13 protein-coding genes are annotated in these 14,375 nt (G+C 67.6%); 6 read left to right on the top strand and 7 right to left on the bottom strand.

The features are described from left to right. Window positions 1-51: 51 nt before the first annotated feature. From AC3A6B_RS00535 to AC3A6B_RS00525, 3 genes are read right to left on the bottom strand one after another with little or no spacing between them, the layout of a single operon-like run. A complete protein-coding gene (locus AC3A6B_RS00535; protein WP_487834800.1) occupies window positions 52-1,020 on the bottom strand; it encodes a TRAP transporter substrate-binding protein in 969 nt (322 codons plus the stop codon). A 43-nt stretch (window positions 1,021-1,063) separates the two neighbouring features. Further along, window positions 1,064-1,954, bottom strand: coding sequence for an SMP-30/gluconolactonase/LRE family protein (locus AC3A6B_RS00530; RefSeq protein ID WP_487834799.1), 891 nt, complete (start codon window positions 1,952-1,954; stop codon window positions 1,064-1,066). A 5-nt stretch (window positions 1,955-1,959) separates the two neighbouring features. Then, on the bottom strand, window positions 1,960-2,787 hold the full coding sequence (locus AC3A6B_RS00525; RefSeq protein ID WP_487834798.1) for an NAD-dependent epimerase/dehydratase family protein: 828 nt from the start codon (window positions 2,785-2,787) through the stop codon (window positions 1,960-1,962). Window positions 2,788-2,852: 65 nt separating this feature from the next. Between AC3A6B_RS00525 and AC3A6B_RS00520 the strand changes: the two genes are divergently transcribed. The 4 genes from AC3A6B_RS00520 to AC3A6B_RS00505 all read left to right on the top strand — a co-directional run bounded on the left by AC3A6B_RS00520 (window position 2,853) and on the right by AC3A6B_RS00505 (window position 7,245). Continuing rightward, complete coding sequence (locus AC3A6B_RS00520) at window positions 2,853-3,677, top strand: FadR/GntR family transcriptional regulator (RefSeq protein ID WP_487834797.1); 825 nt, start codon at window positions 2,853-2,855, stop codon at window positions 3,675-3,677. Between the two features lie 127 nt (window positions 3,678-3,804). Continuing rightward, a complete protein-coding gene (locus AC3A6B_RS00515; RefSeq protein WP_487834796.1) occupies window positions 3,805-4,779 on the top strand; it encodes a Bug family tripartite tricarboxylate transporter substrate binding protein in 975 nt (324 codons plus the stop codon). 31 nt (window positions 4,780-4,810) lie between these two features. Beyond that, on the top strand, window positions 4,811-5,722 hold the full coding sequence (kdgD, locus tag AC3A6B_RS00510; protein WP_487834795.1) for a 5-dehydro-4-deoxyglucarate dehydratase: 912 nt from the start codon (window positions 4,811-4,813) through the stop codon (window positions 5,720-5,722). An 86-nt stretch (window positions 5,723-5,808) separates the two neighbouring features. Next, a complete protein-coding gene (locus tag AC3A6B_RS00505; protein WP_487834794.1) occupies window positions 5,809-7,245 on the top strand; it encodes an aldehyde dehydrogenase family protein in 1,437 nt (478 codons plus the stop codon). A gap of 48 nt (window positions 7,246-7,293) precedes the next feature. Here the strand turns inward: AC3A6B_RS00505 and AC3A6B_RS00500 are convergent, their stop codons facing one another. Beyond that, entirely contained in the window at window positions 7,294-8,832 is a 1,539-nt protein-coding gene (locus AC3A6B_RS00500) for an ABC transporter permease/substrate-binding protein (protein ID WP_487834793.1), read from the bottom strand. Between the two features lie 95 nt (window positions 8,833-8,927). Between AC3A6B_RS00500 and AC3A6B_RS00495 the strand changes: the two genes are divergently transcribed. Together AC3A6B_RS00495 and AC3A6B_RS00490 are read left to right on the top strand one after the other, a co-directional pair. Then, a complete protein-coding gene (locus AC3A6B_RS00495) occupies window positions 8,928-9,716 on the top strand; it encodes an alpha/beta fold hydrolase (RefSeq protein ID WP_487834792.1) in 789 nt (262 codons plus the stop codon). Between the two features lie 22 nt (window positions 9,717-9,738). Next, complete coding sequence (locus AC3A6B_RS00490; RefSeq protein WP_487834791.1) at window positions 9,739-10,809, top strand: ROK family protein; 1,071 nt, start codon at window positions 9,739-9,741, stop codon at window positions 10,807-10,809. Here AC3A6B_RS00490 and AC3A6B_RS00485 read toward each other — a convergent pair. The 3 genes from AC3A6B_RS00485 to AC3A6B_RS00475 form a co-directional block, all read right to left on the bottom strand. Beyond that, the gene (locus AC3A6B_RS00485) at window positions 10,806-12,185 is read right to left on the bottom strand and encodes a phospholipase D-like domain-containing protein (protein WP_487834790.1); all 1,380 of its coding nucleotides are present in this window, start codon (window positions 12,183-12,185) and stop codon (window positions 10,806-10,808) included. The genes AC3A6B_RS00490 and AC3A6B_RS00485 overlap by 4 nt on opposite strands. A gap of 272 nt (window positions 12,186-12,457) precedes the next feature. Continuing rightward, complete coding sequence (locus AC3A6B_RS00480) at window positions 12,458-13,114, bottom strand: glutathione S-transferase family protein (RefSeq protein WP_487834789.1); 657 nt, start codon at window positions 13,112-13,114, stop codon at window positions 12,458-12,460. A gap of 38 nt (window positions 13,115-13,152) precedes the next feature. Next, window positions 13,153-14,274 (bottom strand): 5-methyltetrahydropteroyltriglutamate--homocysteine S-methyltransferase, encoded by a 1,122-nt coding sequence (locus tag AC3A6B_RS00475; protein WP_487834788.1) that lies wholly within the window; start codon window positions 14,272-14,274, stop codon window positions 13,153-13,155. Window positions 14,275-14,375 lie beyond the last annotated feature (101 nt).

Below are 14,375 nucleotides of genomic sequence, written 5' to 3'. Positions count from 1 at the left end.
ACGCGTGGCGCGAGGGCGGGCGCAGGCTTTCGGGTTCGGCCGGCCCGTCGATCACTTGTTGTCCTGGATCGCCTTGACCAGGCGCTGCAGGTCCGGCGTCGAGATGAACTTGGCGTAGACCGGTGCCATGGCGGCGCGGAACGAGGCCTTGTCGACGTCGGACACGATGGTGGCGCCGCCCTTGGTGACCACTTCGAGCGACTTGGCTTCCTGCTCGTCCCACTTCTTGCGCTGGAATGCGACCGATTCCTTGGCGGCGGCGCGGAACATGTCCTGCTCGGCCTTGGGCAGCTTGTCGTAGACGGCCTTGGACATCACCAGCATCTCGGGCGCCATCGAATGCTCGGTGCGCGAGTAGAACTTGACGGCCTCGTAGTGCTTGAAGCCGTCATAGGACGGGATGTTGTTCTCCGCGGCGTCGATCAGCCCGGTCTTGAGGCCGGTGTAGACCTCGCCGATCGGCACCGGCGTGGCATTGGCCCCCATGGCGTTGATCAGCGATACCCACAGGTCGGATTGCTGCACGCGGATCTTCATGCCCTTGGTGTCGGCCAGCGACTTCACCGGCTTCTTGGCGTAGATCGAGCGCGCGCCGCTGTCGTAGAAGGCGAGGCCGACCAGGCCCTCGGGTTCGCAGCTCTTCAGGATCTCCTCGCCGGCCGGGCCGTCGAGCGACTTGCGCATGTGGGCGATCGAGTCGAACAGGAAGGGCATGGTCGGCACCAGCGTCTTCGCGCAGATCGAGTTCAGCGGGCTGATATTGACGCGGGTCATTTCCAGCGCGCCGATCTTCACCTGGTCGATGGTTTCCTTTTCGGTCCCCAGCGCGCCCTTGTTGAAAACCTTGATCTTGTATTTGCCGTTGCTGCGCTTGTCGAGCAGTTCGCTCATGTACTTGACCGCGGCCACGGTCGGGTAATCGTCGCTGTTGTGGACGTCGGCCGAACGGAATTCGACGGCCTGCGCGGCCACGCCCAAGGTGGCGGCCGCCAGGGCGATCAGGGTGCGGTTGAATTTCATTTGTCTTCCTCTTTGGTGGTGGTTTATGAAAATTGGAACGCTCTCAGGCGCCGAACGCGGGCTCCGCGATGCCCAGGGTGCCGGGGCGCAGCGCGAACAGCCCGCCGGCGAGCGGCTGGTCGGAGAGATCGCCGCCCGGGCGGATCGAGGTCACGAACAGCGTGTCGAGCTTCGGGCCGCCGAAGGCGCACATCGCGGGCTTCTTCACCGGCACTTCGAGCGAGCGGTCGAGCCGCCCTTCGGGCGTGAAGCGATGCACCAGGCCGGCGTCGTTGCCGCAGATCCAGTAGCAGCCGTCGGCATCGACCGCGGCGCCGTCGGGCCGGCCGGGCAGCGGCTTCATGTCGACGAAGACGCGGCGGTTGGTGGGCGTGCCGCTGGCGGTGTCGTAGTCGAAGGCCCAAATGGTCTGCACGCTCGGGTGCGAGTCCGAGAGATACATCGTGCGGCCGTCAGGGCTGAAGCCAAGGCCGTTGGGCACGATCAGGTCGTCGAGCTGCGCGGTGGGCGCTTCGGCGCCTTTGTCATGGCGATAGAGGCGCCCGACGCGCGAACCGGCCGCCATATCCATCAGCATGGTGCCGGCCCAGAAGCGGCCCTGGCGGTCGCAGCGGCCATCGTTGAAGCGCATGCCGGGCAGGGCGTGCGCCACCTGCGCGAGCCGCGTCGCGTCGAGCGTGCCGTCGTCCCGCGGCACGATCGAGAACAGGCCGCTTTCCATGCCTGCGATCCAGGCGCCCGGCACATCGGCGCGGGGCGCGATGCAGGCCGGCATCTCCTCGCCGATCCAGTGCGTGTGGCCGGCGGCGGACCAGCGGTGCAATGCGCGGCCCGGAATGTCGACCCAGTAAAGCGCCTCTTCGGCCGCCGACCACACGGGACTCTCGCCCGTGCCGCAGCGTGCATCGACCACGAGCTCGGCCTTGCTGCGCATGGCGCTCAATCTCCGAAGGGTCCCTGGGCCGTGAACGCGCCGCCCTGGTAAATGGCGTTCGGGTCGCTCGGCGCGACGGGCGGCTGCGCTTCGATCTTGGCGCGGAAGACTTCCGAACTGTCCTGCGGCTGGAAGCCCAGGTGCGCGGCCGCGCCGTTGTCCCACCAGACATCGCGGTTGGCCGACACGCCGTAGACCACGGTGTGGCCCACGGAAGGCGTGAAGAGCGACTTCTCGACCAGCGTCGTCAGGTCGCGGTAGCTGAGCCAGGTGCTCATCATGCGGCGGTTGGCCGGCTCGGGGAAGGAGGAGCCGATGCGGATGCTCACGGTCTCGATGCCATAACGGTCGAAGTAGAACTGCGCCACGTCCTCGCCGAAGGATTTGGACAGGCCGTAGTAGCCGTCGGGCCGGCGCGCGGCGTGGGCGTCGATCGTTTCTGTCTGTTTGTAGAAGCCGATCACGTGGTTCGAGCTCGCGAAGACCACGCGCTTCACGCCGTGCCGGCGTGCGCCTTCATAGAGATGGAAGATGCCCTTGATGTTGGCTTCGACGATTTCTTCGAAAGGGCGCTCGACCGAGACGCCGCCCAGGTGCACGATCGCGTCGCAGCCGGCAACCAGCGCGTCGACCGCGGCTTTGTCCGCCAGATCGCAGGTCACGGCTTCCTCGTGCTTGCCCTCGGCCGGCGCGAGCGCCGCGATGTCGGAGACGCGCAGCACATCCGCATGGGGGCGCAGCCGTTCGCGCAGCACCTTGCCCAGGCCGCCGGCGGCTCCCGTCAGGAGCAGGCGGGCCACGCGGGGCGGATTGGCTCTGGAAATCTCACTCATCTCTTGTTGTCTCGGGTGGTAAGTTATCGGTTGTCGTACAACGAGATGACGATTATCATCATCGCATGTCGAACCTGTCAACGGGGTCAACCGCTAGCGCCGAAGCCGGCACCTTTACTGGAAGCCCGCGCCGCCGCGGGCGCGGCTTGGCCCATGGCCTGGTCGACGACCTGGGCGAGAAGATCCGCAGTCAGCAGCTGAAGCCGGGCGACAAGCTGCCGACCGAGTCGGCCATCATGCAGGCCTACGGCGTGAGCCGCACGGTGGTGCGCGAGGCGCTCTCGAAGCTGCAGGCAAGCGGACTGGTGGAGACGCACCACGGCATCGGCACCTTCGTGCTGCAGCCCAAGGCCGCCGGCATGTTCCGTCTCGATCCCTCGGACATCGCGACCTCGGTCGACGTGCTCGCGGTGCTCGAGCTGCGCATCAGCCTGGAGACCGAATCCGCCGGCCTGGCCGCCACGCGCCGCACCGACGAGCAGCTGGCTGCGATGCGCGAGGCGCTCGACGATTTCGAGCGCAACGTGGCGGTGGCGGGGGACACGGTGGCGCCCGACTTCCGCTTCCATCTGCAAATCGCGCAGGCCACCGGCAACCCGTACTTCGCGGACATCATGAGCCACCTGGGCACCACGATCATTCCGCGCACGCGCATCACCGCCATCCGCAACCACGACCGCCGCGGCGAATACCTGAGCCGCGTGAACCGCGAGCACGAAGAAATCTACGCCGCCATCGCGCGGCGTGACCCGGAGTCGGCGCGCGCGGCCATGCGCGTCCATCTCACCAACAGCCGCGAGCGGCTGCGGATCGCGCAGGAAGCGGCCAAGAGCGCCGCTGCCGAAGCCGCGCCCCCGGCCGATCCGGCCGGTACCACGTCTCCGGCCTGAGCAGCCGGCCCGCAACGCTGGACATGGCGCCCAACTGGTTGTACGATGACTGATAACGTGCCCGCCTGTGCACCGCTGTGTGTCGGCCGCGGCAATTCGTCCATTCCACCCTCAGGAGACACAAGACATGACCATCAATCGACGCGATCTCGTGCTCGGCGCACTCGGCACCGGCCTGCTGGCCGCGGGCGGGGCCCATGCGGCCGACGCCTGGCCCGCCAAACCCATCCGCATCGTGGTGCCGTACCCGCCCGGCGGGTCGTCCGACATCATCGCGCGCTCGATCAGCCAGCCGCTGTCGGAAGCGCTCAAGCAATCGGTGATCGTCGAGAACCGCGCCGGCGCCAACGGCAACCTCGGCGCCGACCTGGTGTCAAAGGCCTCGCCCGACGGCTACACGCTGCTCTTGTGCGACGTCGGCGCGCTCGCGATCAGCCCCTCGGTCTACACCAAGCTGCCTTTCGATCCGTCGAAGGACCTGCGCGGCGTCACCATGCTGGCCTACTCGCCGCACCTGCTGGTCGTGCATCCGTCGGTGCCGGCGAGCAATCTCAAGGAACTGATCGCGCTGTCGAAGAAGTCCGACCTGAACTTCGCCGTCACCGCCACCGGCAGCGCGCCGCACCTCGCCGGCGTCGCGCTCGAACGTGCCAGCGGCGCGCGCTGGCAGTACGTGCCCTACAAGGGCGGCGTGCAGGCCATCCAGGACACGGTCGGCGGCCAGACCCAGGTGCTGATGAACGGCATGCTCGCCACGCTGCCCCATGTGCAGAGCGGCAAGCTCAAGATCCTCGGCGTCTCCAAGTCCACGCGCATGCCGCTGATCGGCGATGTGCCGACCATCGCCGAGCAGGGCGTGCCCGGCTTCGATTCCGGTACCTGGCAAGGCATGCTGGCCCCGCGCGGCACGCCCGAGGCGGTGATCCAGCGCCTCAACAAGGAACTAGTTTCGATCATCCGCTCGCCCGACATTCGCTCGCGCCTGGCCGGGCAGGGCGCCGAGGTCGTGACCATGGCGCCGACGGAACAGGAGCAGTTCTTCAACAAGGAACGCGCGCGCTGGGCCAAGGTGGTCGAAGCGGCCCAGATCAAGCTGGACTGATCCGCCTCTTTTTTTCTCTCACTCCAATCGCATGAATCCGCAAGAACTCAAATCCATCATGGGCTCCGGCCTGTTGTCCTTCCCGTTGACCGACTTCGACGCCGAAGGCAACTTCCACAAGAAGGGCTACATCGAGCGCCTCGAATGGCTGGCGCCTTACGGCGCGAGCGCGTTGTTCGCGGCCGGCGGCACCGGCGAGTTCTTCTCGCTGACCGCCGACGAATATCCCCAAATCATCAAGACGGCGGTCGACACCTGCCGCGGCAAGGTGCCGATCATCGCGGGTGCCGGCGGCCCGACGCGCTTCGCGATCCAGTGCGCGCAGGCGGCCGAGAAGGCCGGCGCCCACGGCATCCTGCTGTTGCCGCACTACCTGACCGAAGCCGGCCAGGAAGGGCTGGCCGCGCATGTCGAAGCCGTGTGCAAGAGCGTGAAGTTCGGCGTCATCGTCTACAACCGCGGCCAGAGCAAGCTCTACCCGGCCACGCTCGAGAAGCTGGCCGAGCGCTGCCCCAACCTGGTGGGCTTCAAGGACGGCATCGGCGACATCGAGCTCATGAGTTCCATCCACCTGCGCATGGGCGACCGCTTCGCCTACCTGGGCGGCCTGCCGACGGCCGAGGTCTATGCGGCCGCCTACAAGGCGCTGGGCACGCCGGTGTATTCCTCGGCCGTGTTCAATTTCATCCCCAAGACCGCGATGGACTTCTACAAGGCGGTGGCGGACGACGACATGGCCACGCAGCACCGCCTGCTCAAGGAGTTCTTCATGCCCTACCTCGATATCCGCAACAAGGGCCACGGCTACGCGGTGAGCATCGTGAAGGCCGGCGCCAGGATCGTGGGACACGACGCCGGCCCGGTGCGCACGCCGCTCACCGAGCTCAAGCTCGAGGAGTACGACGCGCTGGCGGCGCTGATCGACAAGCTCGGTCCGCAATAAGCCGCGGTGGGCGTAGAGTCACCGATGCGCGAGGCCGCTCTGGCGGCCTTTTCCTTTTTTTCCCGACCCCCTCCCAAGGAACTGCCATGCAGAACTTCGACAACCTGATCAACGGCGAATGGCGCGCCGGCGCCAGCTACAGCCCGAACACCAACCCGAGCAACCTGAGCGACGTGCTCGGCCAGTACGCGCAGGGCGATGCCGCCCAGGTGGATGCGGCCGTCGCGGCGGCCACCGCGGCCTTCCCGGCCTGGTCCACCGGCAGCATCCAGGCGCGCAGCGATGCGCTGGACAAGATCGGCAACGAGATCCTGGCGCGCAAGGAAGAGCTCGGCACCCTGCTCGCGCGCGAGGAGGGCAAGACCAAGCCCGAAGGCATCGGCGAAGCCACGCGCGCCGGCCACATCTTCAAGTTCTTCGCCGGCGAGTGCCTGCGCCTGTCGGGCGAAGTCATTCCCTCGGTGCGCCCGGGCATCGGCGTCGAGATCACGCGCGAGCCCGTGGGCGTGGTCGGGCTCATCACGCCGTGGAACTTTCCGATTGCGATTCCCGCCTGGAAGATCGCGCCGGCGCTGGCATTCGGCAACTGCGTGGTGCTCAAGCCCGCCGACCTAGTGCCCGGCTGCGCCTGGGCGCTGGCCGAGATCATCAGCCGCTCGGGCATTCCGCCCGGCGTGTTCAACCTCGTGATGGGCCGCGGCAGCGTGATCGGCAACGCCCTGGTCGACCATCCCGGCATCCACGCCATCAGCTTCACCGGCTCGGTCGGCGTCGGCCGCAACATCGCGGTGCAGTGCGCGACCAAGCACAAGAAGGTGCAGCTCGAGATGGGCGGCAAGAACCCGCAGGTGGTGCTGGACGATGCCAACCTCGAGCAGGCGGTCGAGCTCAGCGTGCAGAGCGCCTTCTATTCCACCGGCCAGCGCTGCACCGCCTCGAGCCGGCTGATCGTGACCGAGGGCATCTACCCGAAATTCATCGAGGCGATGAAGGCGCGCATGGCGAAGATCAAGGTCGGCGATGCGCTGGCGCAGGGCACCGACATCGGCCCGGTCTCCAGCGAGAGCCAGCTGCAGCAGGACCTGAACTACATCGAGATCGGCCAGGGCGAGGGCGCCACGCTGGCCGCGGGCGGCGAGCGGCTGAAGCTGGACACCGAGGGCTACTACATGTCGCCGGCGCTGTTCAGCGAATCGGTGGCGAGCATGCGCATCAACAAGGAAGAGATCTTCGGGCCGGTGGCCAGCGTGATCCGGGTGAAGAACTACGAGGAGGCGCTGGCCACCGCCAACGACACCGAGTTCGGGCTGTCGGCGGGCATCGCGACGACGAGCCTGAAGTATGCGACGCACTTCAAGCGCCACAGCCAGGCGGGCATGGTGATGGTGAACCTGCCGACCGCGGGGGTGGACTATCACGTGCCCTTCGGCGGGCGCAAGGGCTCGAGCTACGGGCCGCGCGAGCAGGGGCGCTATGCGCAGGAGTTCTTTACCGTGGTGAAGACCGCCTATACGCTGGCTTGAGTGTCTTTGCTCCCTCGCCCGCTGGGGGAGGGAGCAAGAGGCAGCGCCTCAAGATGAAGCGCGACGTTGCCCGCGCCGCAGCCAGTATTCGATCAACTCGAACATCGCCTCGCTCAACAGCGCCAGCGCTGCCGCCGGCACCGCGCCCGCAACCAGCAACTCGCGGTCGTTGAGCGCAAGGCCGGTCACGATGCGTTCCCCGAAGCCTCCGGCGCCGATGAAGGCCGCGATGGTCGCCGTGCCGATCGCGATCGTCGTCGCCGTCCGTACACCGGCCAAGAGCGTCGGCAGCGACAGCGGCAACAGCACCAGCCGCAGGCTCTGGCCGCCGGTCATCCCCAATGCCGTGCCCGCCTGCCGCAAGCCCACGGGCACCTCGGCCAGCCCGGTCACCGTGTTGCGCATGATCGGCAGCAGCGAATAGAGCGTGAGCGCGACCAGCGCTGGCAAGGTGCCGATGGCGCCGATCAGCGAGATCAGCACCGCCAGCATCGCGAGCGATGGCACGGTCTGCAGCAGGCCTGTCAGGCCGAGCACCACGGCACGCAAACGCAGGTGCGGAAACACGAAGATGCCCAAGGGCACCGCGATCAGGATCGCGAGCCCGACCGAAACCACCACCAGCAGCAGGTGCTGCCGTGCCAGCCGGCCCAGATCGGGGCCGAAGAGCTTGGCGGCGAAGCCCCGGGCGGCGCTCTCGGCGCCCGCCTGCCCGCCAGCCTGGCCCTGTGCCAGGAAGTCGCGCGCGATCACGTCGAAGGCCACGCCCTGCAGTTCGGCACGCGCGTTCATCGCGATCATGGCGCGCTCGTCGATGCGGCCTTCGAGCTTCTGCAGCGCGGCCCAGGCCTGGGGAAAGCGCGTGGGCACGTCCAGCCGGTAGAGGAGCACCGCGTCGTAGCGCGGGAAATAGCGGCGGTCGTCGTCCAGCACGCGCAGGCCGAGGTGGTCGATCTTGGCGTCGGTGGTGTAGATGTCGATCACGTCGATCTGCCTGGCCGCGATCGCGTCGTAGGCCAGGCCGTGGTCCAGGCCGGTCGGCTTCTGGGCGAAGCCGTAGCGCGCGGCCAAGCCCTGCCAGCCGTCGGCGCGGCCGATGAACTCATTCGAGAGCCCGAGCCGGAGTTCAGGGTGGCGTGCTAGGTCGCTCAGGCTGCGCACGCCGAGCCGGTCCGCATCGGCCGCGCGCATCGCGAGCGCATAGCCATCGTTGAAGCCCAGCGGGATGGCGGCGCCGAGCCCCAGCGGCGCGAGTGCGGCGTTCATGGCCTCGCGCGTCATCGGCTGCGGGTTCTTGAGGATCTCCAGCCCAATGGTGCCGGTGTATTCGGCGTAGAGGTCGATGCCGCCCGAGCGCAGGGCTTCGTAGACGATGGCGGTGTTGCCCAGGCCCTGCCGCACCACGGGCGCGCTCGGCGTATGGGGCGATGCGGTCTGGGCGAGCACTTCCGCCAGGATGTACGACTCGGTGAAGCGCTTGGAACCGATGCGCAGGCTCCCCTCCTGCGCGTGCGAGGAGGAGACCGCGCAGAGCAGCAGGCCCAGGCAGGACAAGGCGGTCAGCCACGCGCGGCGCGAGGGATGCATCGAGCGCAGTGTATCGGCGTGACAGGCGGGTTTCCTACAGCAGGTGGTGCGCGGGACTGATGCTGCACCGCACCAGATGAACGCAAGCTGATTTGGTGCTGATCAATTACGTCCGACGCGGTGAAGGAAAGCCACTGCTGCTCGTTCATGGGCTTGGCAGCAGCTGGCGCTCGTGGCAAACCATCATGGAGCCGCTGGCTGCCAAGCGCGCGGTGGTCGCGATCGATCTGCCGGGTTTCGGCAAGAGCCCGCCGCTGGCAAGAGAGGTTTCCTTGCAGACCTTGGCCGATGCCGTCACGGAGTTTCTGCGCGAGCATGACCTGATCGGCACCGATGCCGTCGGCAGCTCGATGGGCGCGCGCCTGGTGCTCGAACTGGCGCGCCGCGGCGGCGTGCTGGGTTGCGTCATCTCGCTCAACCCCGGCGGATTCTGGGCGGGCTGGGAGCGCCAGGTTTTTTACGCCTCGATCTGGTTCTCGGTGCGGCTGGTGCGCACCTTGCAATTCGCGATGCCGCTGATCGCGACGCATGCACGGCTGCGTGCGCTGCTGCTGGCGCAGTTTTCGGCCAGGCCGGACGCGCTGGCGCCATCGCTGGTGCTGGAGGAAATGCGCAGCTATGCGACCGCACCGTGGTTCGACGCAGTGCTCGACGATCTGGTGCGCGCTTCGCCGCCGCAGGGCATCGCCCCCGGCAGCTTGACCAAGCCGCTCGTGATCGGCTGGGGCCGCCTCGATCGCCTTTGTTTTCCGCAGCAGGCGGTGCGTGCCCAACAGGCCTTTCCCGATGCGCGCCTGCACTGGTTCGAGGGCTGCGGCCACTTTCCGCACTGGGACGCGCCGCAGGAAACCGCGCGCCTGATTCTCGAAACCACGGCCGATTGAATTCGCATCTTCGAAAGACGCAATGGCATCCCACAAGAGAAATAAAGAGGCTTCGCTTCCCCCGCCCGAGATCCACGGCGCACGAGAACTGCCTACGGTGCTGGTCGAAGGCTACAGCCTCCAGCTGCGCGACAAGGACGGCTTCGTCGGCGACCAGGCCAGCCAGACGGCCTTCAGGGAGCTGTTGGAGCGCTGGCGCCGACGCCGCCGGAAGAAGGGCAGGGATCCGTTGGGCGCCAGGCATTCGAAGGACCTGTCCAAGAGCACGCTGGATGCCGCGCTGAAGACGCGGCAGAGCTCCGAGGCCACCGACGTGGTTCATGGCGCCATCGAGGAGTTCGCCGAAGAACTGGCCTGGGTCATCGACCGCTTCCTGCGCCAGCCGTCATGGCAGGGCGTGGAGCGCATCGTGATCGGCGGCGGCTTCCCGGAGAGCGATGTCGGCGAGCGCGCGGTGCTGCAGGCGGCGGCCATCCTCCAGGGCATGGGCATCGACGTGCAGTTGGGCCGCATCGGCCACGAAACCGACGACGGCGGATTGCTCGGCTGGCTGCACTTGGCGCCGCCGCCGCTGCTGAAGGGCCATGACGCGATCCTCGCAATCGACATTGGCGGCACCAACGTGCGCTGTGGCATCGTCAAGATGCGCCGCAGGCGTGCCCAGGACTTGTCGAAAGCCAAGGTGGTGAGGCGCGAGAAATGGCGCCATGCGGATGACGGCCCGGGGCGCAAGGTGCTGGTCGAGCGCCTGGTGGACATGCTGCACGACCAGGTCCGCTACGCCACGAAGAAGGGCATCCGCCTCGCACCCTTCATCGGCATCGGCTGCCCGGGCCTGATCCGCAAGGACGGCTCGATCGCGCACGGCGCGCAGAACCTGCCGGGCGACTGGGAGAGCGAACACTTCCATCTGCCGACCGAGCTGGGCAAGAAGATTCCGACGATCGGCGGCGAGCCCACCCTGGTGCTGATGCACAACGATGCCGTGGTGCAGGGCCTGAGCGAATTGCCTTTCATGCGCGACGTGAAGCGCTGGGCGGTGCTGACCATCGGCACCGGACTGGGCAACGCCAGCTACACCAATAAAAGCTAGAGCTGGAACGCGATGGTCAGCAGCAGTCCTTCGGCCACGTCGCGCACGATGCCCGGACGGCGCGCGCGGTAGGTCTCGCCGGCCGAGGCGGTGGTCTCGATCCATTGCGCGAGCCAGTCGATCTCGTTGCGGTCGTAGAACACCACCGCCGCCTCGTGGTTCAGGAGCAGACTGCGCATGTCGAGGTTGATCGAGCCGCACAGCGCGAGCTCCTCGTCGACCACCACCGCCTTGGCGTGCGCCATGAAGGGCAGCATGCGGAAGATCACGCCGGCACGCGCAAGGTCGCGCATGGCGCGGGCGCGCACGAAATCGGCGAGCCGGTGGTTGGACTGCTGGGGAATCGCGATCGTGACCTGCACGCCGCGCCGCGCGGCCAGGCGCAGCGCATCGCGCAGGCCGTCGCCGGGCACGAAGTAGGGCGTGATCGCGAGCACGCGGTGCTCGGCGCGGAAGCAGGCGTCGATCAAGAGCGCGTGCGCCGTGTCTTCGGTCTGGTCGGGCCCGCTCGGCAGGAACTGCGCCAGGCGGCCGTCCGGCGGTGCGATCGCGGCCGCGATGGCGCGCGGCTTGCGCCCGCGCACCGAGGCCCAGTCGTGGTCGAACTGGCGCGCCGCCGCGGTGGCCACGCTGCCCTTCAAATCGAAGGACAGGTCGCGCCAGCCCAGCGGGTAGTCGTGGTTGCCGAGGAAGTATTCGCCCGCCATGTTGCGGCCGCCAGACCAGAGCCAGCCGTCGTCGGCGATCGTGAGCTTGCGGTGGTTGCGCAGGTTGCGCGGGCCCGCGCGGCGCAGGCTGAAGATCGGGCGGAACACGGCCACCTCGGCGCCGGCATCGCGCAGCGTGTCGAAGTGGCTGCGCGGCAGCGACAAGGCGCCGAAGCCGTCGAGCAGCACCCGCACCTTGATGCCTTCGCGCGCGCGCCGCGAGAGCCGGTTGATCGCCTCGTGCCCAAGCGCGTCGTCGCCGATGATGAAGGTGCAGACGTCGATGCGCGTGCGCGCGCCCTCGATCACTTCCCACAGCGCATCGCGCGCGGCGCCGCCGTCGGCATGGAAGCGCACCGCGCAGGGTCCGGGCGCCGCGAGGCCGAAGCTTTCGACCAGGTCGGCCGCCCAGTGCCCGGCGGGTACCGAGCGCCGCGGCCGCGGCGAGCCTGCCGGCCGCAGCTTGCGCTGGCCGAACAGCAGATAGATCGGCAGGATGAAGTAGGGCAGCAGCACCAGACCCATCACCCATGAAATGGCGGTGCTGGGCGCGCGCTGCTCGCGCCTTGCGCGCGTCGTCAGCACGTAGACGAGCAGCGCGAAGGTGACGACCAGCAAATGCTGCGACGGCGAGGGCAGCCAGTCGAGCAAGTCGTCGATGCGGTTCACGCGGTTAGGGCCTGTCAACCCGTGAATCACCCCCGCGCCGGGGCGGCAAGGGGTGCAGGGCTAGGCGCGGGCCGCAGCCCAGGCTGGCCGCCTGGGCAAGGACCGCAACGACGCCATGCGCCCCTTGCCGCCCCGGCCCTTCGGGTGAGGCCCCACAGAGGGCCCACTCGTCGTTGCCAATGCTCACTGGGTGTGCAACCCAGTTCCGCTTGGCGCCTGGATTGGGCCCTCTGTGGGGCCTCACGCGGGGGTGATTCACGGGTTGGCAGGCCCTACGACTGAAGGGCCAGGGGCACCGGGCGTCCTTGCGAGGCCAGGAACCTCATCATCGGGCCGACCACTTCGCGCACCGCGGGCCGCGCACCCACGCGCTCACGCCAGGCCATGAGGCGCGGCGTGTCGCCGGTCATGCCGGCGCCCTTGCGGTCGGCGAACACCTGCGCCATGTAGAAGGCGATGTCGGCGAACGAATAGGGGCCGGCGAGGAAGTCGGCGTGCGCCAGCCGATGTTCCATCTGCGCATAGAAACGGGCGCAGGCGGTGCAGGCCGCCACCGCGGCCTCGCTTTGCATGTCGTGCTGCAGGCCCATGAGCTTGATCACCTGCGGGAAGAACACCTCGTCCGACATGTGCTCGAGCTGGCGCGCGCGCGCCCGCTCCGCCACGCCGCGCGGCCACAGCGGCGGATCGGGCACCCGGTCTTCGAGGTATTCGAAGATCTGCGTCGAGTCGAAGATCTCGACCTCGCCGTCGATCAACACCGGCACTTGCCGCTTGGGGTTGATGCGCAGCACCTCGGGGTGCTTGGGCTCGTAGTTGTCGTCGCGGTCGAAAGGCACCATGACGGCTTCGATCGCGATGCCTTTTTCGAGCGCCGCGATCTGCGCCTTGGCGCCGAACATGCTGAGGGGGCCGGTGAAGAGCTTCATGGAGCGCGATCATGCCCCGACTTCATCGCGCGTGCACCTCAGAGGGAGCCCCAGACCTCCTGTGCGGTCTCCACGACCAGGCGCAGCTTGGCGCGCTGCGCCTCGACCGCGATGTTGTTGCCGTGCACCGTGCTCGAGAATCCGCATTGCGGCGAGAGCGCGAGCTGCTCCAGCGGCACGTACTTGGCGGCCGCCTCGATGCGCTCCTTGAGCTCGTCCTTGTCTTCCATCTCGCCGAACTTGGTGGTCACCAGCCCGAGCACCACGGTCTTGCCCTTGGGCAGGAAGCGCAGCGGCCGGAAGTCGCCCGAGCGGGCGTCGTCGTATTCGAGGAAGTAGGCATCGAGGTCCATCTCCTTGAGCAGCGCCTCGGCCACCGGCTCGTAGTTGCCGGCCGCCGCGTGCGTGCTCTTGAAGTTGCCGCGGCACAGGTGCATCGCGAGCGTCATACCCTCGGGCTTCTGCGCCACCACCTTGTTGATGAAGGCGGCGTAGCGGTGCGGCAGTTCGTTGGGATCGTCGCCGCGCTGGCGGGCAGCTTCGCGCATCTTCTCGTCGCACAGGTAGGCGAGGTTGGTGTCGTCCATCTGCACGTAGGTGCAGCCGGCCGCGGCCAGCGAGCGCAGCTCGTCGCCGTAGGCCCTGGCCACGTCGTCGTAGAACGCCGGGTCGAGTTCGGGGTAGGCCACCTTGCTGATGCCGGCGCGGCCGCCGCGGAAGTGCAGCATGGTGGGCGAGGGGATCGTGACCTTGGGCGTGTTGCCGGCCGACACCTGGCTCTTCAAGTACTCGAAGTCCGCGAGCTGGATGCACTTCGCGTGCGTCACCTTGTCGATGACGCGCATCACCGGCGGTGCCAGCTCCTCGGTGCCGTCGGGCTTCCTGATGGTGACCGGGATGTCGGTCTTCACGCCGCCGAGCTGCTCGAGGAAGTCGATATGGAAATAGGTGCGGCGGAATTCGCCATCGGTGATGCTCTTGAGGCCGATGTCCTCCTGGAACTTCACGATCTCGGTGATGGCCTTGTCTTCGACCTTGCGAAGCTGCTCGGGCGTGATTTCGCCCCTGGCTTTTTGCTCGCGGGCTTCGAGCAGGTATTTGGGGCGCAGGAAGCTGCCGACGTGGTCGTAGCGGGCAGGCAGGCGGGCGTGCTGGGACATGGGGTGCTCCGTCGAAATCAGAAAAAGTACGGTCGATCGTAATCTCATGCCGATGGACCTCGATGGATACAGTGAAGTCGGTATTTACCCTTGCTTTGGCG

It is taken from the genome of Variovorax sp. Soil_C_33, assembly GCF_057656935.1.
This window is presented reverse-complemented; position numbering and strand designations above follow the sequence as displayed.

Excerpts from the sequence above, each read along its gene's own strand:
- AC3A6B_RS00535 (WP_487834800.1), bottom strand. The coding sequence starts at position 1,020 with ATGAAATTCAACCGCACCCTGATCGCCCTGGCGGCCGCCACCTTGGGC.
- AC3A6B_RS00530 (WP_487834799.1), bottom strand. The coding sequence starts at position 1,954 with ATGCGCAGCAAGGCCGAGCTCGTGGTCGATGCACGCTGCGGCACGGGC.
- AC3A6B_RS00525 (WP_487834798.1), bottom strand. The coding sequence starts at position 2,787 with ATGAGTGAGATTTCCAGAGCCAATCCGCCCCGCGTGGCCCGCCTGCTC.
- AC3A6B_RS00520 (WP_487834797.1), top strand. The coding sequence starts at position 2,853 with ATGTCGAACCTGTCAACGGGGTCAACCGCTAGCGCCGAAGCCGGCACC.
- AC3A6B_RS00515 (WP_487834796.1), top strand. The coding sequence starts at position 3,805 with ATGACCATCAATCGACGCGATCTCGTGCTCGGCGCACTCGGCACCGGC.
- kdgD (WP_487834795.1), top strand. The coding sequence starts at position 4,811 with ATGAATCCGCAAGAACTCAAATCCATCATGGGCTCCGGCCTGTTGTCC.
- AC3A6B_RS00505 (WP_487834794.1), top strand. The coding sequence starts at position 5,809 with ATGCAGAACTTCGACAACCTGATCAACGGCGAATGGCGCGCCGGCGCC.
- AC3A6B_RS00500 (WP_487834793.1), bottom strand. The coding sequence starts at position 8,832 with ATGCATCCCTCGCGCCGCGCGTGGCTGACCGCCTTGTCCTGCCTGGGC.
- AC3A6B_RS00490 (WP_487834791.1), top strand. The coding sequence starts at position 9,739 with ATGGCATCCCACAAGAGAAATAAAGAGGCTTCGCTTCCCCCGCCCGAG.
- AC3A6B_RS00480 (WP_487834789.1), bottom strand. The coding sequence starts at position 13,114 with ATGAAGCTCTTCACCGGCCCCCTCAGCATGTTCGGCGCCAAGGCGCAG.
- AC3A6B_RS00475 (WP_487834788.1), bottom strand. The coding sequence starts at position 14,274 with ATGTCCCAGCACGCCCGCCTGCCTGCCCGCTACGACCACGTCGGCAGC.